Below are 21,797 nucleotides of genomic sequence, written 5' to 3' on the forward strand. Positions count from 1 at the left end.
TCTGTTTCGTTCGCTGCGCTCACAGGGGAATGTTCCCGTGCTTCTTCGGCGGCATCGACACCATCTTGCGCTCGAGGAGCTTCAGGGCGGTGGCGATCTGGCCACGCGTGTGCGACGGCGGGATCACCGCGTCGACATAGCCGCGCTCGGCGGCGACATACGGGTTCACCAGGGTGTCCTCGTATTCCTGCTGCAACTGCAGACGCAGGGCGTCGACGTCCTCGCCGTTGGCCGCGGCCTCCTTGAGCCGGCCCCGGTAGACGAACCCGACGGCACCCGAGGCGCCCATGACCGCGATCTGGGCCGTCGGCCAGGCCAGGTTCACATCGGCACCCATGTGCTTGGAGCCCATCACGTCGTACGCGCCGCCGTACGCCTTGCGGGTGATGACGGTGATCTTGCCGACCGTGGCCTCGCCGTAGGCGTAGAGCAGCTTCGCGCCACGACGGATGATGCCGTTGTATTCCTGCTCGGTGCCCGGCAGGAAGCCCGGTACGTCGACGAGGGTGATGATCGGGATGTTGAAGCAGTCGCAGGTCCGCACGAACCGCGCCGCCTTCTCCGAGGCGTTGATGTCGAGGCAGCCGGCGAACTGGGTCGGCTGATTCGCGACGATGCCGACGCTGCGGCCGTCGACCCGACCGAACCCGACGATCACGTTCGCGGCGTAGCCCGCCTGCACCTCGAGGAACTCGTCGTCGTCGAGGATCCGCCGGATCACCTCGTGCATGTCGTAGGGCTGGTTCGGCGAATCGGGGATGAGGGTGTCGAGCTCGAGGTCCTCGTCGGTGAGGGTGTCCTCGATCGACCCGGCCGCGGGCTGATCAACAGGCAGCCGCGGTGCCTCGCCGCGATTGTTGCTCGGCAGGTACCCCAGCAGCTCGCGGACGTAGTCGAGGGCGTCCTCCTCGTCGGATGCCACGTAATGCGCCGTACCCGACTTCGACATGTGGGTCTGCGCGCCGCCGAGATCCTCCATCGTGACGTCCTCACCGGTGACCGTCTTGATGACGTCGGGTCCGGTGATGAACATCTGGCTGGTCTTGTCGACCATCACCACGAAGTCGGTGAGCGCCGGGGAGTAGACGTGTCCGCCCGCGGCCGCGCCCATGATCAACGAGATCTGGGGGATGACACCCGACGCGCGGACGTTGCGGTGGAAGATCTCGCCGTAGAGGCCGAGGGACACCACACCCTCCTGGATGCGGGCGCCGGCGCCGTCGTTGATGCCGATGAGAGGACGGCCGGTCTTCACCGCGAGGTCCATGACCTTCACGATCTTCTCGCCGTAGACCTCACCGAGGCTGCCGCCGAACACCGTCGAGTCCTGGCTGAAGACGCACACCTCGCGGCCGTCGATGGTGCCGTAGCCGGTCACCACACCGTCGCCGAGGGGACGGCGCGACGCCAGTCCGAAATTGGTGCTCCGGTGTCGGGCCAACGCGTCGAGTTCGACGAACGACCCCTCGTCGAGGAGATGGGTGATGCGCTCGCGGGCGGTGAGCTTGCCCTTCTCGTGGACCTTCTCGATCGCGGCCGGCCCCACCGGTTCGGCGGCCTCGCTGAGCCGTCCGCGCAGGTCGGCGAGCTTTCCCGCGGTGGTGTGGATGTCGGGTGCGCTGTCGGCGTCGCGCGAGGCAGTCGTCATGGCAACGATGCTAACGAGCGCACGCTCGGTCGTGCGGACCGACCCAACCTGAGTGTGTCTCATGTTTAGGCGCCGGCGGCCCCGCGCACACATCGGCCCTAGGCTCATCGCATGTCCGAGGAGCCCGGTGAACCCGTCCCGTTCGAACCCCTGCGGGTCGATGACATCCGATCCGGTGCCGGACCCTCGTGGGGTCCGATCGAGGTGGTCGGCGCCACCGGGTCGACGAACGCCGATCTCGTGGCCCGCTGCGCGACCGGGGACCGTGTCGGGGCGGTGCTCATCGCCGAGGAACAGGTCGACGGACGGGGTCGGCAGGGGCGCCGCTGGGAATCGGTCCCGGGGACCCACCTCGCGATGTCGATGGTCGTCGACGCCCACGGTCCGGCCGCGGCCGGCGCCCTCGGATGGATCCCCCTGCTCACCGGCGTCGCGGTGGTCTCGGCGATCGCGGAGACGACCGGGGTCACGTCGTCGGTGAAGTGGCCGAACGACGTGCTGGTCGACGGTCTCAAGGTGTCGGGGATCCTCGCCGAACTCGCCCACGGTCCGCACCGTTCGGTGGTGGTCGGGATCGGGGTCAACACGGGTCTCGCGGCCGACGCGTTGCCGGTGCCGACGGCGACGTCGCTGAACCTCGCCACCGGGACGCCGGTGGACCGATCACGACTGGCGGGGGCGATCCTGGCGTCGATGGCCCGTGAGCTGTCCCGGTGGCCCCACGACCTCGGCGCGCTCGCCGAGGACTACCGCCGGGTGTGCGGGACGTTGGGGACGCGCGTGCGGGTCGATCTGCCGCAGGCACAGGTGCTGACGGGCACGGCGACCGACGTCGACGAGACCGGGCGGATCGTGATCACGCCGGAGTCCGGTGGGGCCGCGGTCGCGGTCAACGCCGGCGACGTGACCCACCTTCGACCACTGGTCTGATCAGCGGTAGCTCTCCACGCTCTTCGAGCCCATCGCGGAGATGAGGAACAGGATCGGCAGCCCGATGACGAGGTGCATGATCGCGGTCCCGATCCCGGTGGTCCACTCCTGCGACAGCAGCAGCGGCAGCAGGACCGCGGCAGCGATCAGCAACCCGACGATCCAGCTGAAGAACTGATCCGGAGACGGTGTGGTCAGCTGCAGCACGTACCAGAGCGCACCGGCGAGCAGCGCGCACAGCGCCCCGACCACGGCGAACCAGTACTCGTCCTGCGACACCGGGTTCCACACCCCGAACTTGCCGGTCTCGGTGATCCGCTGGCTGATGACCCGGATGATCCAGGCGATCAGCCACGCCGCCAGCGCGGTGACGACCGCGGTCGCCAACACGCCGCCGATGAACAGTCCCGTGTTGATCTGGGGTCCACGCCGAGGCGGTTTGGGGGCGCGGGCCCGCTTCGCCTCGCCGGCGTACGGGTCGGCGTAGCGGTCACGCGCGTACGGGTCGCCCCCGTAGGAGTCGGCGGCGTACGAGCTGCCCCCGTAGGAGCCGGCGCCGTAGGAGTCGCCCCCATGGGAACCCGCGCCGTAGGACTCGCCCCGGTAGGAGTCGGCCCGGTAGGGGTCGTTGTCGGCCTGACCGTAGGCGCGGGTGCGCGGGTCGTCGGGCTCGTTCGGGTACTGGGGTCTCGGGTTCACAGGGGCCTCCCGCTCGGGTCGGTTCCCGCCGCCGTGGCCGGCGTTCGGTCGGCGAGCGTTCGTCGGGCCGAGTGTAGCGAGTCAGCCCCCACCGACATGGCGACACAGGGCCCGTGATGTCCGATCTCCGACTAGCCTCATCAACGCCGCACCCACGCGGACACCTGGCGAAAGGCCCACCGATGGGGTACCCGGAGAACATCCTCGCCGACGGCGAGCACGTCGTCCTGCACCGTCATCCGCACTGGAAGTGCCTGATCGTGCCCACCCTGGTCTTCCTGATCGTCACCGCACTCGCGGGCGTCGCCGCGGGGTACACCTCGAGTGACCTGACCGGTTCGACGCGCTCGGTGCTGTGGATCGTGATCGCGGTCGTGTGGGCGGTGGTGGTCGTCTGGTTCTTCCTGCGCCCCCTGATCTCCTGGCGCACCACGCACTTCGTACTGACCGATCGGCGTGTCACGTTCCGCAACGGCATCCTCACGCGGTCGGGCATCGACATCCCGTTGCAGCGGATCAACTCCGTGGAGTTCCGGCACGGCGTGGTCGACCGGATGCTGCGCACCGGGACCCTGATCATCGAGTCGGCGTCGGAGGATCCGCTGTCGTTCGACGACATCCCGCAGGTCGAGAAGGTCCACTCGCTGCTCTACCACGAGGTGTTCGACCCCGAGGCCGGCGCGCGACCCGACGGCGGTGTCGCAGGTGGGTTCGACGGCGGTCGTCGGCGCTGATCCGTACCGTGTTCTCGTGACCGACGTACTGCTGGCCGAAGACGACGAGGCCATCGCCGGGCCCCTGGCCCGTGCACTCACCCGCGAGGGCTACGGGTGCGAGATCGTGACGACCGGGCCCGACGCCCTCGAGCGGGCCCGCGACAACCGTTTCGAACTGCTGGTCCTCGATCTCGGGCTCCCGGAGATGGACGGTCTCGAGGTCTGCCGCCGCGTGCGGGCCGCCCGGCCGCAGCTCGCGGTCCTCATGCTCACCGCCCGCACCGACGAGGTCGATTTCGTGGTGGGTCTCGACGCCGGCGCCGACGACTACGTCGGTAAACCGTTCCGGCTCGCCGAGCTGTTGGCCCGGGTGCGCGCGCTGCTGCGTCGCAAGCAGGGGGTCGATCTGGTTCTCGAGGCCGGCGACATCCAGCTCGACGCCCGGGGTCGGCGGGTGTTGGTCGGCGGTAAGGACGCGACACTGGCCAACCGTGAGTTCGATCTGTTGCGTTTCCTGATGGAGCGGGGCGGCGAGGTGGTCAGCCGCGAGGAGATCCTCACCGAGGTGTGGGGTTCGGCGGATCTGCGGTCGTCGAAGACCCTGGACATGCACGTGTCGTGGCTGCGGCGAAAGATCGGGGACGATCAGGCCGGTCGCACCAAGCGGATCGTCACCGTGCGCGGTGTCGGTTTCCGGTTCGATCCCGACTAGACCCCATTCCCGACCGAGAAGAGGCGCATCGTGCGCAGACGGATCCTGCTGTCGATGATCGCCATGGTGATGGGCATCGGGTTCCTGCTGGGACTGCCGCTGATGTTCACCGCGTGGTGGTGGGTCGACGACCTCGCGCACCAGGATCTCGACCAGCGACTCAAGCGGGTGTCGGGTGAGCTGATCGACCAGGAGTCCGACGGCGGTCCGAATGCGGTGGCGCTCGACACCGCTCCGTTCCGTCTGTTGTTGCCCGCGGGTGGCCGTCTCGAACTGGAGTACCCGGCGGCGCCCGGGGAGAGTGACCGCGCCGCGATCGGCGAGACCCTCGACGGGGCCACGGTGAGCGAGTCGGTGAGTCTCGGTGACGCCGGCGCGATCACGATGGAGATCCCGTTGTCGCAGGTCCGCGGCAACCAGTGGACGGCGGTGGGCGTGGTCGCACTGGTCCTCACCGCCTCGGTCGCGGCCGGCACCGTCGTCGCGGCGGTCACCGCCAAACGTCTCGCCGACCCCCTCGAGGAGCTCGCCGAGCGTGCCTCGAGCATGGCGCAGGGAGACTTCCACTCGGCGTGGAAATCCCACGGCATCGTCGAACTCGACCGGGTGTCGAGCGCGCTCGAGGTGGCGAACCGGGAGATCGCGCTGCGCCTCGAACGTGAGGGCGAGATCGTCGGCGAGGTCTCCCATCAGCTGCGCAGCCGCCTCACCGCGATCCAGCTGCGTCTCGACGAGTTGTCGTTGCATCCCGACCCCGATGTCGTCGAGGAGGCCGAGGCGGCGCACGAGCAGGTCGAGAGACTCAACCGCGAGCTCGACGAGCTCATCGCGGTGTCGCGCGACTCCGCGGTGTTGCCGACGGGTCCGATCGACGTCCACGGCACCGTCGATCCGCTCGTCCGGGACTTCACCGAGTCGTTCCACCAGACCGGTCGGGAGCTCGAGGTGACCTATTCGGGCGAGAGCACCGCATGGGCGACCCCGAGCCGGCTCCGCGAGGCGGTCTCGGTCCTCATCGACAACTCGCTACGTCACGGAGACGGGGTGTGTCGCGTGGAGATCACCGAGCTCGTCGGAGCGGGGATGCTGCGGGTGGCCGTGAGTGACGAGGGAACCGGTGTCCCCGACGACCGCGTGCAGTTGATCTTCCGGCGCGGCTATTCCGCGGCCGGGTCGAGCGGCGTCGGGCTGTCCCTGGCGCGGGCGCTGGTCGAGGCCGACGGCGGACGACTCGAGTTGACCGCGCGACGGCCGGCGACGTTCAGCATCGTGGTGCCCACCGGCGAGGGCGGGCCGCTCACCGGACCGCGTGATCGGGCTGTGGTGGCCGTCCGCGAGCCGCGCTGAGAGGACCCGGGCGCTGAGAGGACTCGGGGGGTCAGCGACGACCGAGTGCGTCGGGGTCGGCGTCGCCGACGGTCACCTGACCGGTGGCGAGTGCCTCGATCTCGGCGTCCTCGTCGCCTCGGGTCTCGGGGAAGGCGAACTTCCGCAGCGCCCAGAAACGGAACACCATCTGCAGGATGTTGCCGATGACGTATCCGAGGATGAAGTCGATGACCACGAGGGCGGCGACGCTCGCATGGTTGCGCACGTCGAACAGGTTGTTGGCGATGAACAGGGGAGCGGCCTGCAGGACCACACCCATCCCGCTGATGACGAAGAACAGCAGCGCCTCGTGGTGGGTCTCGCGGCCACCACGGTTCTTGAACGCCCACTCGCGGTTGAGGACGTAGCTCAACACGGTCGCGAGCGTGCCCGAGATGACCTTGGCGATCACCGGCTTCTGCTCGAGGACCGTGAGACTCAACGAGTAGAAGATGGCCATGTCGAAGACCATCGTGGTGCCGCCGACCATCGCGAACTTGATCAGTTCGTGATGGCGGAGCGCCAGTCGCCGGATCGGCGCCGGGGTACGGGCGATGAGCCCGTCGATGGTCGACACAAGGGTCGAGTGTACGAAACGATCGGCGAAACATCGTCATCGTCGCGCTGAACTGCGCCGTCTGTGGTCGACCCGCCGGTGGGGCGTGTGTGGGCGCCGACATGGCCGGACGTGACACCATGGTCAGCCGTGAGCGAAGAGTCGACGGGTGAGAACACAGTGCCGCGCGCCGTCGCGGGCGAGCCGCGCGCGTTGCCGACGGTGGCGATGATCGGTGGGGGTCAGCTCGCGCGGATGACGCATCAGGCCGCGATCGCGCTGGGGCAGCGACTGCGGGTGTTGGCGGCGTCGGCCGACGACCCCGCGGCGCTCGTCACCCCCGACGTCGTGCTCGGTTCGCACGACGACCTCGAGGACCTGCGACGGGTCGCCTCCGGTGCGGTCGCGGTCACCTTCGATCACGAGGGTGTGCCGACCGAACATCTGCACGCGCTGGTCGCCGACGGTGTCACCGTGCTGCCGCCGCCCGAGGCGCTCGTCCACGCGCAGGACAAGTCGGTGATGCGCCATCGCCTGTCGGAGATGGGGCTGCCGGTTCCCGACTTCGTCGATCTCGACGGCCCCGACGCCGAGGCGACGTTGCGTGAGTTCTCCGCACGTCATGACGGCCGCGTCGTGCTCAAGGCCATCCGCGGCGGGTACGACGGCCGCGGCGTGTGGATGCCCGACGACATCTCCGAGGCCGTCGCGGTCCTGACGCGATCGGTCGCCGAGGGCACGCCGCTGCTGGCCGAGGCGCGCGTGGCGATGCGTCGTGAACTGTCGGCGATGGTGGCGCGGTCGCCGTTCGGTCAGGGTGCGGTGTGGCCGGTCGTGGAGACGGTGCAGCGCAACGGGCAGTGCGCGGTCGTGATCGCGCCCGCGCCGGAGCTCTCCGACGACCTGGCCGCCCACGCGCAGAAGATCGCCCTGCGACTCGCCGACGAACTCGGTGTCGTGGGGGTGATGGCGGTGGAGCTCTTCGAGACCGCCGACGGCACGCTGTCGATCAACGAGCTGGCGATGCGTCCCCACAACAGCGGTCACTGGTCGATGGACGGGGCGGTGACCGGGCAGTTCGAGCAGCACCTGCGCGCGGTCCTGGACTATCCGTTGGGTGACACCCGTGCCCGCGCGGAGGTGACGGTGATGGCCAACATCCTCGGCGCAGCCTCGACGCCGTCGATGTCGATGGACGAGCGGTGCCACCACTTGATGGCCCGGATGCCCGACGCCCACGTGCACCTGTACGCGAAAGGTGAACGGCCCGACCGCAAGATCGGCCACGTCAACATCGTCGGTGCGCCCGGCGACACCGTCGAGGGCGTACGCGAACGTGCCGAGCGGGCGGCACACTGGATGTCGACCGCAGTGTGGACCGACGGGTGGGATGAACATGGGGCAGGATGAATCCGGTGGGATGAACATGGGCGGGATGGATCCGGAGATGACCACGATGGATGACACGGGCCGGCCTGCACCGACCGCTCCCGATCCGGCCGGTTCGAGTCCGTCGGGTCCCCGCGTGGGCCTCATCATGGGCAGTGACTCCGACTGGCCGACGATGGAGGCCGCCGCCGAGGCACTCGCCGAGTTCGAGGTGCCCTTCGAGGTGGGCGTCGTCTCGGCGCACCGCACCCCGCAGCGCATGCTCGACTACGCGGCCGGGGCCGCCGACCGGGGCATCTCGGTGATCATCGCCGGCGCCGGCGGCGCCGCGCATCTGCCGGGGATGGTCGCCTCGGCCACCCCGCTCCCGGTCATCGGTGTCCCGGTGCCGCTGAAGTACCTCGACGGTATGGACTCACTGCTGTCGATCGTCCAGATGCCCGCCGGTGTCCCGGTCGCCACGGTGTCGATCGGTGGGGCCCGCAACGCCGGGCTGCTCGCGGTGCGCATCATCGCCACCGCCGATCCGGTTCTGCTGGCCCGCATGCAGGCATTTCAGCGCAACCTCGAACAGATGGTCCTCGAGAAGGACGCGGCGCTGCGTCGCACCCTCATCGGCGACTGATCGGCGTTCCCGCCGTCGGCTATCCGGTGGACAGCAGTCGTCGTCGGAAGAGGTCGAGCACCTCGTCGAGCGCCGCGCGCGTCGGTTCGCCGGGTGCGTCGACGAGATGTTCGGTGAGCACGGAGTGCGGCGGGGCCAGCGCGTCGGGATTGGCCGCGTCGTCGGGGATCTCGATCGCGGTGAACGCGTCGCCGAGTTGTTCGGCGAGCCAGCGGAAGCGAGCGGGCGGGCAGGCTCGATCGCCCGCGAACCGTAGCCCCAGGACCCCGAGATCGCCGGTGGCGCAACGATTCTTGACCGTCGCGAGATCGGCGGGGGAGATGTCGATGGTGCGGGCACGGCCGGGGGTGGCGGCGAACGGCAGCGACGGCTGCGAGAGCACCGGCGCGATCAGGCGGTCGTCGGCGGCCATGGCGAGCGCGAAGCCCCCGGTGAAACACATGCCGACCGCGCCGATGCCCGGACCTCCGCATCGGGTGTGTTCGGCCGCGCCCAGGGCGCGCAACCACCGCACCACCGGCGACGACCTACCGGTCGCGAGCACCGTGAACTCGCGGCTGATGCAGGCCGGGACGATGGCGCGGGCGATCGTCGCGACGGCGCCGAGGGCGGGGATGCGCGCGTCGAGCGGGTCTTTGCCGTCGACGCCGAACAGGTGCGGCATCACCGCGGTCAGACCCACACCGGCGACCGTGCGGGCGAGACCCGCCACCGCGGGGGTGATGCCCGGCATCTCCGAGATGACGATGACCGCGGGCCCCGATCCGATCCGGTACACCGGCGCGGTGCGTCCCTCGGCGGAGAACTCGATGCGTTCGAAGTCGGCGAGGGAGTCGTTCGTCACGGGTGCTCCCGACTGGCTGTGTGCATCGCGCAAGCGTCGCAGAGTGTGTGCCGTCACACCAGGGTCGCGGCGGTTACCGCCCGGTAACACCCATCCGGTCGAGGGCTAGCATGGAGAGCAGCCACACCAGATCTGAGGAGACCGACATGTCCGGCAACCCCGATTTCGACCTCTTCGCGCTGCCGGAGGAGCACGAGGCGCTGCGCGAGGCCATCCGCGCGTTGTCGGAGAAGGAGATCGAGCCGTACGCGGCCGACGTCGACGAGAACTCGCGCTTCCCGCAGGAGGCCCTCGATGCGCTCAACGCCTCGGGCTTCAACGCGATCCACGTCCCCGAGGAGTTCGAGGGGCAGGGCGGTGATTCGGTCGCGGCCTGCATCGTGATCGAGGAGGTCGCGCGCGTCGACGCCTCGGCGTCGCTGATCCCCGCGGTGAACAAGCTCGGCACCATGGGTCTGATCCTCAGCGGCTCCGACGATCTCAAGAAGCAGGTTCTCCCCGACATCGCCTCGGGTGGTCTGCTCGCCTCCTACGGCCTGTCCGAGCGTGAGGCCGGTTCCGACGCCGCCTCGATGCGCACCCGAGCCAAGAAGACCTCGGAGGGCTGGGTCCTCAACGGCGGCAAGGCGTGGATCACCAACGGCGGCAAGTCGACCTGGTACACCGTCATGGCCGTGACCGACCCCGAGCAGGGCTCCAACGGCATCTCGGCGTTCATGGTCCACAAGGACGATCCGGGTTTCTCCACCGGCGGCTACGAGCGCAAGCTCGGCATCAAGGGGTCGCCGACGGCCGAGCTGTACTTCGAGAACTGCGAGATCCCCGCCGACCGACTGATCGGCGAGGAGGGCACCGGCTTCAAGACCGCGCTGCTGACCCTCGACCACACCCGCCCGACGATCGGTGCGCAGGCGGTCGGCATCGCGCAGGGCGCACTCGACAAGACGATCGAGTACGTCAAGGAGCGCAAGCAGTTCGGCAAGACGATCTCGCAGTTCCAGGGCGTCGAGTTCATGATCGCCGACATGGCCATGAAGGTGGAGGCCGCGCGTCTGATGGTCTACACCTCGGCGGCACGCGCCGAACGCGGCGAGCCCAACCTCGGCTTCATCTCCTCGGCGTCGAAATGTTTCGCCTCCGACGTCGCGATGTCGGTCACGACCGACGCGGTACAGCTGTTCGGCGGCGCCGGATACACCCGCGACTTCCCGGTCGAGCGGATGATGCGCGACGCCAAGATCACTCAGATCTACGAGGGCACCAACCAGATCCAACGTGTGGTGATGTCGCGCGCGCTGCTGCGCTGACACCGGCTCCCGCCACACGGGGCGCCACCACGACGGACACGGGCGACCATCTCACGACAGTGCGATGGTCGCCTTTTCCGTGTCGGCACGGCCCGCCATCGCACCGGCGTCGGCATGGGCGACGTGTACGAGACTGGCGCCGACGACCGGAGCCGCGAGCACGCCGCGGATGAGGCCGTCGGCGGTGTCCCAGTGGCAGGTCGACATCACGCGCGCACCGGCGGCGATGCCGTCGGCCGCCGCCTGTTCGCGGGCCGCGGCGACGATGTCGGCGACGGAGTGTCCGCCCAGGGCGGCGGGCCCGCCCACGATCGGCGCGAACTGGTCACCGTGCACGCGGACGCCGGACCCGAAATCGGTCACACCGATCGGCAGGCCGGCGCTCGGGAGCGCAAACGGGTCGAGTGGGGCGACCACGACCTCGTCGATGTCGCCGTGCGCGTCGAGTCGGTCGCGGGCGCAGAACACCACCGATGCCGATCGATCGGCGCCCAGCACCACCTCGGCACCGGCCCACCAGGCGCCGAGCAGGATAGTGAACGTCTGCCAGTGCTCGGGCAGGTCGACGGCCACCCGGTCGCCGGGCGCCACCCCGATCTCGTCGCGCAGGAAGTTCGCCGTCTTGGCCGCCCAGTTCACCGCGGTCAGTGTGGACAGCTCGGTACGTTCTCCTGAGTCGTCGTCGTAGAACGTGAACAGCGGGCTCGCCGGATCGGTGGCCAGAGCCGGACCCAGCACCGCGTCGGTGACGGTCGCGGGACGGTTGCTCATGGTGGTGATCCTGTTCGCTGGGCCGGGTGGGGGAGAACCGAGATCAGTTGACGCAGGCCGGGCCCGACCCCGACGCCGTGATCGGCGGGGTGGTGGTCGATGTGGAGGTCACGCCCGCCGGTGTCGCGGCGGTGTCGGCGCTGCCCGGCTGTGCGCCGGTGTCGGTGATCGACCCCGGACCGGTGTAGGCGTCGGTGAGCATCAGCTTGAGGTGGCCGGCGGGGATCGAAGGATCGACCTGCACCGGCAGGCCACCCATCTGGCGGGCGAGATCGGTCGCGGCGGCGTTGCGTTCCGACGTCATCACCGCGCTCGTGGCGTCGGGGCTCGAGGCGTTGCCGGTGGTGCCGCGCAGGAACCCGCGGCTGGTCGCGATGTTCGAGACGTTGGTGGCCAGCCCGTCGACCGAACCGGCGTTGACGACGTCGACGGTGTAGTCGGCGCGGTCGAGACGACCGGCGGCCGGTTTCGTCAACAGCGCCTTCGTGAACCGCTGAACCGCAACGGGGTTCACGGTGACCACCGACTGCTGACCGTCTTCGCTCCACCCCTGTTCGTCGGTCACCGGGATGGTGGCGAACTTCACCTTGCCGCCGGTGAGGTCCTTGAGTTGCTCCACGAACTTGAGGATGTCCCAGTTGTCGTCGATCACGATCGACCGTGACACGGCCTGCTCGAGGTCGGACAGCTTGCCGGGGTTGGTGAGTGTGCCCGCCGAGAGCACCTTCTGGGCCAGCGACGCCATGAAGACCTGCTGCCGCACGATGCGGTCGAGGTCGCCGCGCGGGAGGTCGTGGCGCTGGCGGACGAAGCTCAGGGCCTGCGCGCCGTCGAGCACCTGCTTGCCCGCGCGGAACCGCGCGCCCGACAGAGGCTCGTCCACGGGGTTCTTCAAGCAGACGTCGACCCCGCCGACGGCGTCGGTGAGCAGCACGAACCCGACCAGACCGACCTCGGCGTAGTGGTCGACCTGCACCCCGGTGAGCTTCGCGACGGTGTCGATGAGCGCCTTGCGTCCCGCGACGGTCGACTCGGTCTGGGCCTGCTCCGGCGATGTGCCCGACTCGACGAGGGCCTCGCGGCGGGCCTCCTTCGTCGCGCCGTAGGCGGCGTTGATCTTGCTCATCCCGATCCCCGGTACGTCGACATAGGAGTCGCGCGGGATCGAGATGGCCGTGGCCGACGAGCCGTCGTTGGGGATGCGGATCAACAGGATGGTGTCGGTGTTGGTGGCGACCTCGTCGCCCGCGTGCAGCTTCGCCTGTTCGGCCGGCGACAGCGGGTTGCCCTGGGCGTCGGTTCGCGAGTCGGTCCCCACCATGAGGATGTCGACGGCGCCGTCCTTGCCCGACCCCAGCGACAGCCCACCGAGACGGGTGACGTTGTCCTCGAGACCGGTGATGCCGTTCCAGGCGTACCCGGTGAGCACGAGCACCGCGACCGAGGCGAGCGCGATGACCAATCGTCCGGCCATCGGTCCGCGGCGCACCGCGGCGCCGTCCGGCGTGGGTGCGACGGGCCGACGGGTGCCGGCGGAGGAGGTCTTCGCCGCGGGTCGCGCGGAGGCGCGTGGTGCGGGAGCACCGGCACCGGCACCGGGAGTCGTGGTGCGCGGAGCACCGGGAGCCGTGCTGCGCGGAGCGCCGGCCCGCGGCCCTGCCGCTCGCGCGCGGCGATCGGCGGGCGGACCACCGCGCCGGGGGGCGGCACGACGACCACGGGGGTCGTCGGGTGGCTGATGCACGTGGTCCTCTCGGTGGTGCGACGGGTGGGGCGGGTGGGACCAACGGATCCGATCTCACGGTAGTCGCGAAGGACCGGCGAACCGGGGAGCGCAACGCCGCGCCTTCGGCTCCGATCTGCCCGCGTCCGCGTCGGCCGGTGATGTCGGTGGTGTGCCGATACGCTCGGTCGCGGGACACGGGGGTCGTGCCCCGGCGATGTGACAGTCGAACGAGGGGACGAGGTCGACCGGTGACCATCGAGACACAGAACGGCGCGGACGGTCGAGGCCGTCTCATCGTGATCGGCGCGGGCGGGCAGGTCGGGAGACTGTTGGCCGCCGGACCGGCCGCCGTGGCCATGGGGCGCGACGACATCGACATCGCCGACGCCGAGCGGGTGGACCTCGCCCTGGCCGACCTCACCTCCGGCGACGTCGTCGTCAACTGCGCGGCCCACACGGCGGTCGACGCGGCCGAGACCGACATCGAGGCGGCCCGTCTGGGCAACGAGGTCGGCCCGGCGAACCTCGCACGGGCGACCGCCCGGCACGGTGCACGCCTGATCCACCTGTCCACCGACTACGTGTTCTCGGGCGGGGTGTCCTCGAGTGGGGCGCGTACGGAGGACAGGACGCCGCTCGAACCCGACGATCTCGACCCCGACGCGTCGCCGGCGTCGGTCTACGGCCGCACCAAGCTCGCCGGGGAACGTGCGGTCGCCCGGATCGACCCCCGCGCGACCATCGTGCGCACCGCCTGGGTCTACACCGGAGCCCTCGGCGGCAGTGATTTCGTCGCGACGATGCGCCGCCTGGAGGCACAGCGCGACACGGTGTCGGTGGTCGACGATCAGGTCGGATCACCCACCTACGCGGTCGATCTCGCGGCCGGACTGCTCGCCCTCGCCGACCGCCCCGACATCACCGGTGCGACGCTGCACGCGACCAACGCCGGGAGCTGCTCGTGGTTCGACCTGGCTCGCGCGGTGTTCGCCGGGGTGGGCGCCGATCCGGAGCGTGTGACCCCCACCACGACCGCGGCATTCCCGCGCCCCGCACCCCGGCCCCCCTATTCGGTGCTCTCGGGTCGCTCGTGGGCGGCGGCCGGTCTGCCACCCCTGCGTGACTGGCGTGCCGGGCTCATCGCGGCCCTCGCCGCCGACGGCGTGGCAGCGCCGAGCATCTGAGAACCCGCCCGGACGGTGGTTCGGCGACGGTTGGTTACCCTTGCCCCGTGACTGACCTGGCCGTGGTGACCGTGACCTATTCGTCGGGGGACCATCTCGCCGCATTCCTTCGCAGCCTGCGCACCGCGACAACCGTCCATCATCGGGTGATCATCGCCGACAACGGCTCGACCGACGGCGCCCCCGAGACCGCCGAGCGCGACTTCGACAACGTCACCCTCGTCGACACCGGCGCCAACATCGGTTATGGAGGTGCCGCGAATCGTGCGGTGGCCGAGGTCGACCCGGCGGTCGAGTACGTGATCGTGGCCAACCCCGATGTCGAATGGACGCCAGGGGCGATCGACGAACTGCTCGCCGTCGCCCGGCGGCACCCGCGCGCCGGATCGATCGGTCCGCTGATCCGCGAACCCGACGGCACCGTCTACCCGTCGGCACGACGCGTCCCCGACCTGGTGTCGGGCACCGGCCACGCCGTCCTGGGCAAGGTGTGGAAATCCAACCCCTGGACCACCGCCTACCGCCAGCAGGACGCCGACATCGTCGAACGGACCGTCGGGTGGCTGTCGGGTTCGTGCCTGTTGTTGCGTCGAGCGGCCTTCGATTCCATCGACGGGTTCGACTCCCGCTACTTCATGTACATGGAGGACGTCGACCTCGGCGACCGCCTGGCGCGCGCCGGCTGGCTCAACGTCTACGCACCCAGCGCCGAGGTGATCCACCGCAAAGGCCACGTCGCCGGTGAACACCCCGAACTCATGCTGCCCGCGCACCATCAGAGCGCCTACCGCTTCCAGGCCGATCGCCACCCCGGCTCCCGGTGGGCGCCGTTGCGCGCAGGGCTCGGGGCGGGCCTGTGGGTCCGGTCGAAGGTGGCGGTGGCGTCGGCCCGCCGAGCCGCGAGAAACCGGACGGACTCGCCTACTGTGAACGCAGTTGAACCACCCACGATGGAGGCATGAGTGGCACCGACCGATGGCGACATCACGCACACCGGCACGTCGGGCGGCGGCGTCCAGGCCGTGATCCTGGTGGGCGGCAAGGGAACCAGGCTCCGGCCGCTCACCCTCTCGGCACCCAAGCCGATGCTGCCCACCGCCGGCATGCCGTTCCTGACCCACCTGCTGTCGCGCATCGGTGCGGCCGGGATCACCGACGTGGTGCTCGGCACGTCCTTCAAGGCCGAGGTGTTCGAACAGCACTTCGGTGACGGTTCGAAGCTCGGCATGCATCTGTCGTACGTGACCGAGACCGAGCCCCTGGGCACGGGCGGCGCGATCCGCAACGTGCTCTCCGAGCTCACCGCGGACACGATCCTGGTGTTCAACGGGGATGTGTTGGGCGGCACCGACGTCGGCGCGGTCCTCGACACCCACCACTCGTCGGGTGCCGACGTGACGATCCACCTGGTGCGCGTCGGTGACCCGCGTGCGTTCGGCTGCGTCCCGACCGACGACGACGGTCGCGTCACGGCCTTCCTCGAGAAGACCCAGGACCCGCCGACCGATCAGATCAACGCGGGCTGCTACGTCTTCAAGCGGTCGGTGATCGAGGAGATCGACACCGGCCGCCCGGTCTCGGTGGAACGCGAGGTGTTCCCGGGGCTGCTGGCGCACGGCAGACACGTCCACGCCCACGTCGACACCGGCTACTGGCGCGACATGGGGACCCCGGAGGACTTCGTGCAGGGTTCGGCCGACCTCGTGCGGGGGATCGCACCGTCGCCCGCCCTGTCCGGGACCCGTGGTGAGTCGTTGGTGCACGAGGGCGCCGGTGTCGCGCCCGGAGCGGTTCTCGTCGGCGGCACGGTCGTCGGTCGGGGAGCAGAGATCGGCGCCCGGGCGCGACTCGACGGCGCCGTGGTCTTCGACGGCGCGGTGATCGAGGCCGGAGCGGTGGTGGAGCGCAGCATCATCGGGTTCGGCGCCCGCATCGGTCCGCGGGCCCTGGTGCGCGACGGGGTGATCGGTGACGGCGCCGACATCGGCGCGCGTTGTGAGCTGCTCCGCGGCGCGCGGGTGTGGCCGGGGGTCACGATCCCCGACGGCGGGGTGCGGTTCTCCACCGACGTGTGATGACGCGACCGACGATCGATCCGGGACGACCCGTCGCGCGGTTCGTCGCCGTGGGGGATTCGTTCCCCGAGGGCGTCGGCGACGACGAACCGCTGTGCCCCAACGGTGTCCGTGGATGGGCGGATCGCACCGCGGAGGTTCTCGCGCGTCGCGCGGCACGGCGCGGCGATGAACCGCTGCGCTACGCGAACCTCGCGATCCGCGGGAAGCTGCTGGGCCCGGTGGTGACCGATCAGCTCGACCCGGCGCTGCGCATGACGCCGGATCTGGTGGCGATCTGTGCGGGTGTCAACGATCTGCTGCGGCCGTCGGTCGACATCGACGACCTCATGGCGCGCTACGACTCCGCGATCGGCGCGCTCGTCGACAGCGGTGCACTCGTGTTCACGTTCACCGCCTTCGACACCGCGGCGCGGCCGTTGTTCGCTGCTCTGCGTGGACGTTTCGCGATCTACAACGAACTCCTGCGCGAGATCGCCGATCGCCGCGGGGTGCATCTGGTCGACTTCTGGAGGATGCGGGAGTTCGCCGACCGACGGATGTGGGAGTTCGACCGGATGCATCTCTCACCGGCCGGTCATCACCAGATGGCGATCCGCGTCCTGGAATCCCTCGGCGTCGCACACGACCTCGTCCCGGTCACCTTCGGCCCCGCAGAGCAGATCTCGGCCGGGCAACGGCGGAAGGGCAACCGCCAGTGGGCAACCCAGGCGGCCGCGCCGTGGATCGGGCGCCGCCTGCGAGGTAGGTCGCGCGGCGACGACATGTCGCCGAAATACCCGGAACTCACCGAGTTGGTGCCCTCGCCCTAGGTGTGCCCACCCCCGACGGCGTGGGTCATGCGTCGTCGGTCGGCGCGGTGCGCGCGGCGGCCAGCAGGCCGCGGCCGAGCGGGATGACCACCGGCAGCAGGCCGTCGTCCTCGGAGATCATCAGCGCCGCGGTGCGCGCGGCCGAGGTCTCGGGATCGGTCTGTGCCGGGTCGGCGATCCTCCCGTCGGCGGTGGCGTCGTGCACCAGCAGCACACCGCCGGGGCGCAGGAGCCGGAGTCCCTCGGTGACGTAGCGCGGTTGGTCGATGACGGCGCCGTCGACGAACACGACGTCGTAGGACGCGTCGGCGAGGCGCGGCAGCACGTCGGCGGCGCGGCCGTTGATCAATCGGGTCCGGGACGCGGCGACGCCCGCGGCGGCGAAGGCGACCCTGGCCGCCCGCTGGTGTTCGGAGTCGGGGTCGATGGTCGTGAGAACCCCGTCGCCGCGCATCCCGGCGAGCAGCCACAGACCGCTGACGCCGGCACCGGTCCCGATCTCGACCACGTTGCGGGCATCGGTCAGCCGGGTCAGCAGGCACAGCGTCGCACCGACGGCGGGGGAGACGGTGGCGGCTCCCAGTTCGTGGGCGCGCTCGCGGGCGGCGAGGAGGGTGTCGTCCTCGGCGATCGCCGATTCTGCGTAATCGCGGAGCGATTCATGGGCCGGGTCGCGGAGCGATTCATGGGCCGGGTCGCGGGTCGGTGGGTCGGTCGGCTGGTCACCGGGGGTGTCGGACACGGGGACAGGTTAACCGCCGACGTCGTCCGGTCGGTGAGGTCTGGGTTCGTCGCGCGTGGCGACCGCGGGTCGTCGGCGCCGCGACGAGCGCCTCATCGTGACTCTCAGGCAACGCTCAGGCCACTCATACGGCCTGCACACCCCGATGTACCAGAGTCATGGGCAACGACACAGCGATCGTCACCGCGGGTCACCGCGGACCGCGTCGGTCCGGGAACATCCCGGGTCACCACGAGGTTCTCCCGAGAGATGACACCCCGCGCGTCGACCCCGAGAGGAAGTGGAGCCGCGCACATGACCGAAACTCCCCGATCCGCCGACACCGCGGATCAGACACAGGCCACGGTCGAGGCCGTCGCGCCCACCGATGTCGCCGTGCGGGAGCGTTCGGGCACCGCCCGGTTCGACGAGACCGGTGACGGCTCGCTCATGCCGTCCTGGGACGAGCTGGTCCGCGAGCACGCCGACCGCGTCTACCGCCTGGCCTACCGGTTGTCGGGCAATCAGCACGATGCCGAGGACCTGACGCAGGAGACCTTCATCCGGGTCTTCCGGTCATTGTCGAACTACCGTCCCGGCACGTTCGAGGGCTGGTTGCACCGCATCACCACCAACCTGTTCCTCGACATGGTGCGACGTCGCGCGAAGATCCGGATGGAGGCGCTGCCCGAGGACTACGAGCGTGTCCCCGGCTCGGCGCCCGACCCGGGCCGGGCCTACGACGACGCCAACCTCGACCCCGACCTCCAGCAGGCCCTCGACGCGTTGGCACCGGAATTCCGTGCGGCGGTCGTCCTGTGTGACATCGAGGGATTGTCGTACGAGGAGATCGCGACGACGCTCGGTGTGAAGCTGGGGACGGTCCGCAGCCGCATCCACCGTGGTCGGCAGGCGATCCGCGACCATCTCGCGGCGAACGGCCACACGAGCAGCCGTTCGGTCACCACCTCGATCTGACGTGCGCGCCGGACGGGTCCCGTCCGGCGGGAACCCGCGGGGGGTGGTGATCGTTGTCCCGTCGGTGCCGGACACACACGACACCGCCGAGAGCTTTCGCTATCGTGGGGCACGCCCGCAGCTCGTCGCTCTCGGGTTCGACCGTGAGAGACCGCCGACTCGAAGGGGTGATGACCGTGGACCGGATACGAGGTCCGTTCGGCCCGAATCCTGGCGATCCGGCCCCACGCGGCGCGGATCCACGCGATCGTGACCGCCGGACGCCGCGCCGCCCGGCGTCGTCGTCGCTGTCGCCGAACACCGACTACCGTGCGCCCGGTTCGACCGGTGGGCGTTCGTTCGCCCCCACCGATCATCTGGCCACCGAGGCTGTCGCGGCCTACGTCGACGGCGAGTTGCGTATGAACGCACATCTTCGCGCCGCGCGCCACATCGCCGCCTGCGCCGAGTGCGCCGCCGAGGTCGACGCGCAGGCCGCCGCGCGTACGGCGCTGCGCGGTTGCGCCGACATCACGATGCCCCTGGGGCTGTTGGGCGCGCTGACCGACATCCCGAGTCGGGAGATCGACCTGCGCAGCGCCTTGGAGCGTGCGCACGACGCCGATCGCGGCGCCCCGGGCCGCGGGGGGCCGCTGTCGGCCCCGGGTTTCCCGGTGCATCGACCGAGCCGCTGGCGACATCGGTGATCCCGGCGGTCGCGGGCACGACGCGATGACCCCACCTACCCCCGACGACTCCGCGGAGACGTCCTCGGATGTGCCGTCGGTGAACGTCTCGAAGCCCGATCCGGGCGCGATCCCGCGGCAGGGTCGGCATTCTCCGGTGTCGCCGCAGACCGCAGCGGTGTTCGGGCGCCCGGCCGGGGTCGACGGTTCGTTCGCCGCGCCGGAGAATCAACGGGCCCGGGCCGTGCAACCTGTGGTCGGTGCGCCCGATCCCGTTCTGCGTGAGGCGTTCTCCCGCCCGCCCGGCGCCGACGGGGCCGTGCAGCGCGATCCCGATTCGCGGTACGGCGAGACCGTCGCGCCGGAGAAAGCTGCTGATCCGTGGCGCGACCCGGCCAGCGTGGCCGGTCTGGACGCACCGGCGTTGGCCACCACGGCCGCACCGAAGCCGGTGCTGCCCGCCGCCAAGCTCGGCGTCCGTGAACTTCTCTTCGACCGCATCGTCAGTTGGCGTGCGCTGACGATCCTCGCCGTGGTCGCGCTCGCCGTCGGACTCGTGGGCGGTCTGTTCGGCCGCCTGACCGCCGAGGTCGTGCCACCCCTGCACTCGAGCACCGTCTCGCTCGGCGACGGCGGCAACGCCCCCCGCGCCGGCGGTGGACGCGTCGCACAGGTCGCCCAGGCGGTGGAGAAGGCGGTGGTCGCGATCAACGTGCGGACCGCCAACTCGATCGGCACCGGCTCCGGGGTCGTCCTCGACAAGTCCGGCTACATCGTCACCAACAACCACGTCATCTCCCAGGCGGCCACCGAGCGTGCGTCGCTCGAGGTGACGTTCTTCGACCGCCAGCGCGTCCCCGCCCGCATCGTGGGCCGCGACATCCGGACCGATCTCGCGGTGATCAAGGTCGACGGCGTCGACAACCTCACCGTCGCCTCGCTGGGGAACTCCGCCGATCTCGAGATCGGCCAGGAGGTCATCGCGTTCGGTTCCCCGCTGGGTCTCGACCGGACCGTGACGAGCGGGATCGTGAGTGCGACGAATCGGGCGGTACCGCTGCGCCCGGACGACACGTCGGACACCGACGCGGTGATCGACGGCATCCAGACCGACGCCGCGATCAACCCGGGCAACTCCGGCGGGCCGCTGGTCGATGACAACGCCCGCGTGGTCGGGATCAACACCGCCGGCCTCGTGCCCGGCGGGGGGTCCATCGGGCTGGGCTTCGCGATCCCGATCGACGAGGCGCGATCAGTGGCGCAGTCCCTCATCGACACCGGCAAGGTGACCCACGCCCAGATCGGCGTCAGCGCGAGTTCGGTGCGCAACGACAAGGTGCTCGGCGCCCGGATCGGCAACATCGTCGGCGGTTCACCGGCGGCGGGCGCAGGTCTGCGCGAAGGTGACGTCATCACCGAGTTCGACAACCGGCCGATCGACGGCGCCGACGAGCTCACGGTCGCGGTACGCACCTCGACCATCGGCAGGTCGGTGCCGTTCGCCTACTGGCGCGACGGCCGGACCTTCACCGCGTCCATCACACCCGCGGCCGACTGAGTAGCCTGCAACTGTGTTCAGCAGCGTCGGATGGGGCGAGCTCCTGGTACTCCTGGTGGCCGGTCTGGTCATCCTCGGACCGGAGCGCCTGCCGGGTGCCGTCAGCTGGACGATGAAGTCGCTGCGTCAGGTCCGCGAGTACGCGGCGGGGGCGACCAATCAGCTCAAGGACGATCTGGGACCGGAGTTCGAGGACTTCCGCAAACCGCTGGCCGATCTCAACGAGCTGCGCGGGATGACGCCGCGGTCGCTGATCACCAAACATCTGCTCGACGGCGACGACTCGTTCTTCTCCGGCGACTTCGACGACACCCGGATCAAACCCGTCTCGGCGCCGATGCCCGAGATCAACCCGACCCCGGCACCGTCGCTGACGACCGACGGTCACGGCCCGTCACTGACCAAGAAGGCCTCACCCGATATGTCGAAGCCGGCAGCGCCCAAGGCCGGGACGACGTCGACGGATCAGCCCACGAAGCGCTCGGTCGTCGACTGGGACGCCACGTAGCGGTC

Annotated in this window: 22 protein-coding genes; 15 read left to right on the forward strand and 7 right to left on the reverse strand. The window is 70.1% G+C overall.

The annotated features are described in order from the left end of the window. Positions 1-19 precede the first annotated feature (19 nt). Positions 20-1,648, reverse strand: a complete 1,629-nt coding sequence (locus ACLBW1_RS07160) for an acyl-CoA carboxylase subunit beta (protein ID WP_447810953.1) — start codon at positions 1,646-1,648, stop codon at positions 20-22. A 111-nt stretch (positions 1,649-1,759) separates the two neighbouring features. Here ACLBW1_RS07160 and ACLBW1_RS07165 point away from each other — a divergent pair, with 111 nt between their 5' ends. Then, the gene (locus tag ACLBW1_RS07165; protein ID WP_447810955.1) at positions 1,760-2,578 is read left to right on the forward strand and encodes a biotin--[acetyl-CoA-carboxylase] ligase; all 819 of its coding nucleotides are present in this window, start codon (positions 1,760-1,762) and stop codon (positions 2,576-2,578) included. On the opposite strand, the gene ACLBW1_RS07170 is transcribed toward ACLBW1_RS07165, so the two are convergent. Then, positions 2,579-3,277 carry a DUF6069 family protein gene (locus ACLBW1_RS07170; RefSeq protein WP_447810957.1) on the reverse strand — a complete coding sequence of 233 codons (699 nt, stop codon included), beginning with the start codon at positions 3,275-3,277 and terminating at the stop codon, positions 2,579-2,581. It lies immediately after the preceding gene. 182 nt (positions 3,278-3,459) lie between these two features. Between ACLBW1_RS07170 and ACLBW1_RS07175 the strand changes: the two genes are divergently transcribed. From ACLBW1_RS07175 to ACLBW1_RS07185, 3 genes are read left to right on the forward strand one after another with little or no spacing between them, the layout of a single operon-like run. Then, entirely contained in the window at positions 3,460-4,011 is a 552-nt protein-coding gene (locus tag ACLBW1_RS07175) for a PH domain-containing protein (protein WP_447810959.1), read from the forward strand. Positions 4,012-4,027: 16 nt separating this feature from the next. Continuing rightward, on the forward strand, positions 4,028-4,705 hold the full coding sequence (locus ACLBW1_RS07180; RefSeq protein ID WP_055791205.1) for a response regulator transcription factor: 678 nt from the start codon (positions 4,028-4,030) through the stop codon (positions 4,703-4,705). A gap of 30 nt (positions 4,706-4,735) precedes the next feature. Next, positions 4,736-6,052 carry a sensor histidine kinase gene (locus tag ACLBW1_RS07185; protein ID WP_447810962.1) on the forward strand — a complete coding sequence of 439 codons (1,317 nt, stop codon included), beginning with the start codon at positions 4,736-4,738 and terminating at the stop codon, positions 6,050-6,052. Between the two features lie 31 nt (positions 6,053-6,083). Here the strand turns inward: ACLBW1_RS07185 and ACLBW1_RS07190 are convergent, their stop codons facing one another. Further along, positions 6,084-6,650: a GtrA family protein gene (locus ACLBW1_RS07190; protein ID WP_447810964.1), complete on the reverse strand. Its 567-nt coding sequence runs from the start codon at positions 6,648-6,650 to the stop codon at positions 6,084-6,086. 129 nt (positions 6,651-6,779) lie between these two features. Between ACLBW1_RS07190 and ACLBW1_RS07195 the strand changes: the two genes are divergently transcribed. Then, the gene (locus ACLBW1_RS07195) at positions 6,780-8,039 is read left to right on the forward strand and encodes a 5-(carboxyamino)imidazole ribonucleotide synthase (RefSeq protein ID WP_447810966.1); all 1,260 of its coding nucleotides are present in this window, start codon (positions 6,780-6,782) and stop codon (positions 8,037-8,039) included. A 46-nt stretch (positions 8,040-8,085) separates the two neighbouring features. Further along, on the forward strand, positions 8,086-8,643 hold the full coding sequence (gene purE / locus ACLBW1_RS07200; protein WP_447810968.1) for a 5-(carboxyamino)imidazole ribonucleotide mutase: 558 nt from the start codon (positions 8,086-8,088) through the stop codon (positions 8,641-8,643). 19 nt (positions 8,644-8,662) lie between these two features. Here the strand turns inward: purE and ACLBW1_RS07205 are convergent, their stop codons facing one another. Continuing rightward, on the reverse strand, positions 8,663-9,487 hold the full coding sequence (locus tag ACLBW1_RS07205; RefSeq protein WP_447810970.1) for a dienelactone hydrolase family protein: 825 nt from the start codon (positions 9,485-9,487) through the stop codon (positions 8,663-8,665). Between the two features lie 146 nt (positions 9,488-9,633). Here ACLBW1_RS07205 and ACLBW1_RS07210 point away from each other — a divergent pair, with 146 nt between their 5' ends. After that, the gene (locus ACLBW1_RS07210; protein ID WP_447810971.1) at positions 9,634-10,794 is read left to right on the forward strand and encodes an acyl-CoA dehydrogenase; all 1,161 of its coding nucleotides are present in this window, start codon (positions 9,634-9,636) and stop codon (positions 10,792-10,794) included. Positions 10,795-10,845: 51 nt separating this feature from the next. Here the strand turns inward: ACLBW1_RS07210 and ACLBW1_RS07215 are convergent, their stop codons facing one another. Further along, a complete protein-coding gene (locus ACLBW1_RS07215) occupies positions 10,846-11,565 on the reverse strand; it encodes a TIGR03089 family protein (protein ID WP_447810973.1) in 720 nt (239 codons plus the stop codon). Positions 11,566-11,608: 43 nt separating this feature from the next. Further along, positions 11,609-13,309 (reverse strand): LCP family protein, encoded by a 1,701-nt coding sequence (locus ACLBW1_RS07220; protein ID WP_447810975.1) that lies wholly within the window; start codon positions 13,307-13,309, stop codon positions 11,609-11,611. 230 nt (positions 13,310-13,539) lie between these two features. On the opposite strand from ACLBW1_RS07220, the gene rfbD reads away from it, so the two are divergent. From rfbD to ACLBW1_RS07240, 4 genes are read left to right on the forward strand one after another with little or no spacing between them, the layout of a single operon-like run. Beyond that, the gene (rfbD, locus tag ACLBW1_RS07225; RefSeq protein ID WP_447810977.1) at positions 13,540-14,475 is read left to right on the forward strand and encodes a dTDP-4-dehydrorhamnose reductase; all 936 of its coding nucleotides are present in this window, start codon (positions 13,540-13,542) and stop codon (positions 14,473-14,475) included. A 47-nt stretch (positions 14,476-14,522) separates the two neighbouring features. Then, complete coding sequence (locus ACLBW1_RS07230) at positions 14,523-15,437, forward strand: glycosyltransferase family 2 protein (protein WP_447810979.1); 915 nt, start codon at positions 14,523-14,525, stop codon at positions 15,435-15,437. Further along, positions 15,438-16,550 (forward strand): sugar phosphate nucleotidyltransferase, encoded by a 1,113-nt coding sequence (locus tag ACLBW1_RS07235; RefSeq protein ID WP_447810981.1) that lies wholly within the window; start codon positions 15,438-15,440, stop codon positions 16,548-16,550. Next, the gene (locus tag ACLBW1_RS07240) at positions 16,550-17,362 is read left to right on the forward strand and encodes an SGNH/GDSL hydrolase family protein (RefSeq protein WP_447810983.1); all 813 of its coding nucleotides are present in this window, start codon (positions 16,550-16,552) and stop codon (positions 17,360-17,362) included. The genes ACLBW1_RS07235 and ACLBW1_RS07240 overlap by 1 nt, the downstream gene beginning before the upstream one ends. A gap of 25 nt (positions 17,363-17,387) precedes the next feature. Here the strand turns inward: ACLBW1_RS07240 and ACLBW1_RS07245 are convergent, their stop codons facing one another. Next, positions 17,388-17,993, reverse strand: a complete 606-nt coding sequence (locus ACLBW1_RS07245; protein ID WP_447811188.1) for an O-methyltransferase — start codon at positions 17,991-17,993, stop codon at positions 17,388-17,390. Positions 17,994-18,398: 405 nt separating this feature from the next. Between ACLBW1_RS07245 and sigE the strand changes: the two genes are divergently transcribed. From sigE to tatB, 4 genes are all read left to right on the forward strand, one after another. Further along, a complete protein-coding gene (sigE, locus tag ACLBW1_RS07250; protein WP_447810984.1) occupies positions 18,399-19,061 on the forward strand; it encodes an RNA polymerase sigma factor SigE in 663 nt (220 codons plus the stop codon). A 170-nt stretch (positions 19,062-19,231) separates the two neighbouring features. After that, positions 19,232-19,747, forward strand: coding sequence for a hypothetical protein (locus ACLBW1_RS07255; RefSeq protein WP_447811190.1), 516 nt, complete (start codon positions 19,232-19,234; stop codon positions 19,745-19,747). A gap of 25 nt (positions 19,748-19,772) precedes the next feature. Next, a complete protein-coding gene (locus tag ACLBW1_RS07260) occupies positions 19,773-21,284 on the forward strand; it encodes a S1C family serine protease (RefSeq protein WP_447810986.1) in 1,512 nt (503 codons plus the stop codon). 13 nt (positions 21,285-21,297) lie between these two features. Continuing rightward, complete coding sequence (gene tatB / locus ACLBW1_RS07265) at positions 21,298-21,792, forward strand: Sec-independent protein translocase protein TatB (RefSeq protein WP_447810989.1); 495 nt, start codon at positions 21,298-21,300, stop codon at positions 21,790-21,792. Positions 21,793-21,797: the final 5 nt, after the last annotated feature.

The sequence above is a fragment of the Williamsia sp. M5A3_1d genome, assembly GCF_053345315.1.

What these genes read in the sequence shown, in the direction of transcription:
- ACLBW1_RS07160 (WP_447810953.1), bottom strand. Translation starts at nt 1,648, where the DNA reads ATGACGACTGCCTCGCGCGACGCCGACAGCGCACCCGACATCCACACC.
- ACLBW1_RS07165 (WP_447810955.1), top strand. Translation starts at nt 1,760, where the DNA reads ATGTCCGAGGAGCCCGGTGAACCCGTCCCGTTCGAACCCCTGCGGGTC.
- ACLBW1_RS07175 (WP_447810959.1), top strand. Translation starts at nt 3,460, where the DNA reads ATGGGGTACCCGGAGAACATCCTCGCCGACGGCGAGCACGTCGTCCTG.
- purE (WP_447810968.1), top strand. Translation starts at nt 8,086, where the DNA reads ATGGATGACACGGGCCGGCCTGCACCGACCGCTCCCGATCCGGCCGGT.
- ACLBW1_RS07210 (WP_447810971.1), top strand. Translation starts at nt 9,634, where the DNA reads ATGTCCGGCAACCCCGATTTCGACCTCTTCGCGCTGCCGGAGGAGCAC.
- ACLBW1_RS07215 (WP_447810973.1), bottom strand. Translation starts at nt 11,565, where the DNA reads ATGAGCAACCGTCCCGCGACCGTCACCGACGCGGTGCTGGGTCCGGCT.
- ACLBW1_RS07240 (WP_447810983.1), top strand. Translation starts at nt 16,550, where the DNA reads ATGACGCGACCGACGATCGATCCGGGACGACCCGTCGCGCGGTTCGTC.
- sigE (WP_447810984.1), top strand. Translation starts at nt 18,399, where the DNA reads ATGACCGAAACTCCCCGATCCGCCGACACCGCGGATCAGACACAGGCC.
- ACLBW1_RS07255 (WP_447811190.1), top strand. Translation starts at nt 19,232, where the DNA reads ATGACCGTGGACCGGATACGAGGTCCGTTCGGCCCGAATCCTGGCGAT.
- ACLBW1_RS07260 (WP_447810986.1), top strand. Translation starts at nt 19,773, where the DNA reads ATGACCCCACCTACCCCCGACGACTCCGCGGAGACGTCCTCGGATGTG.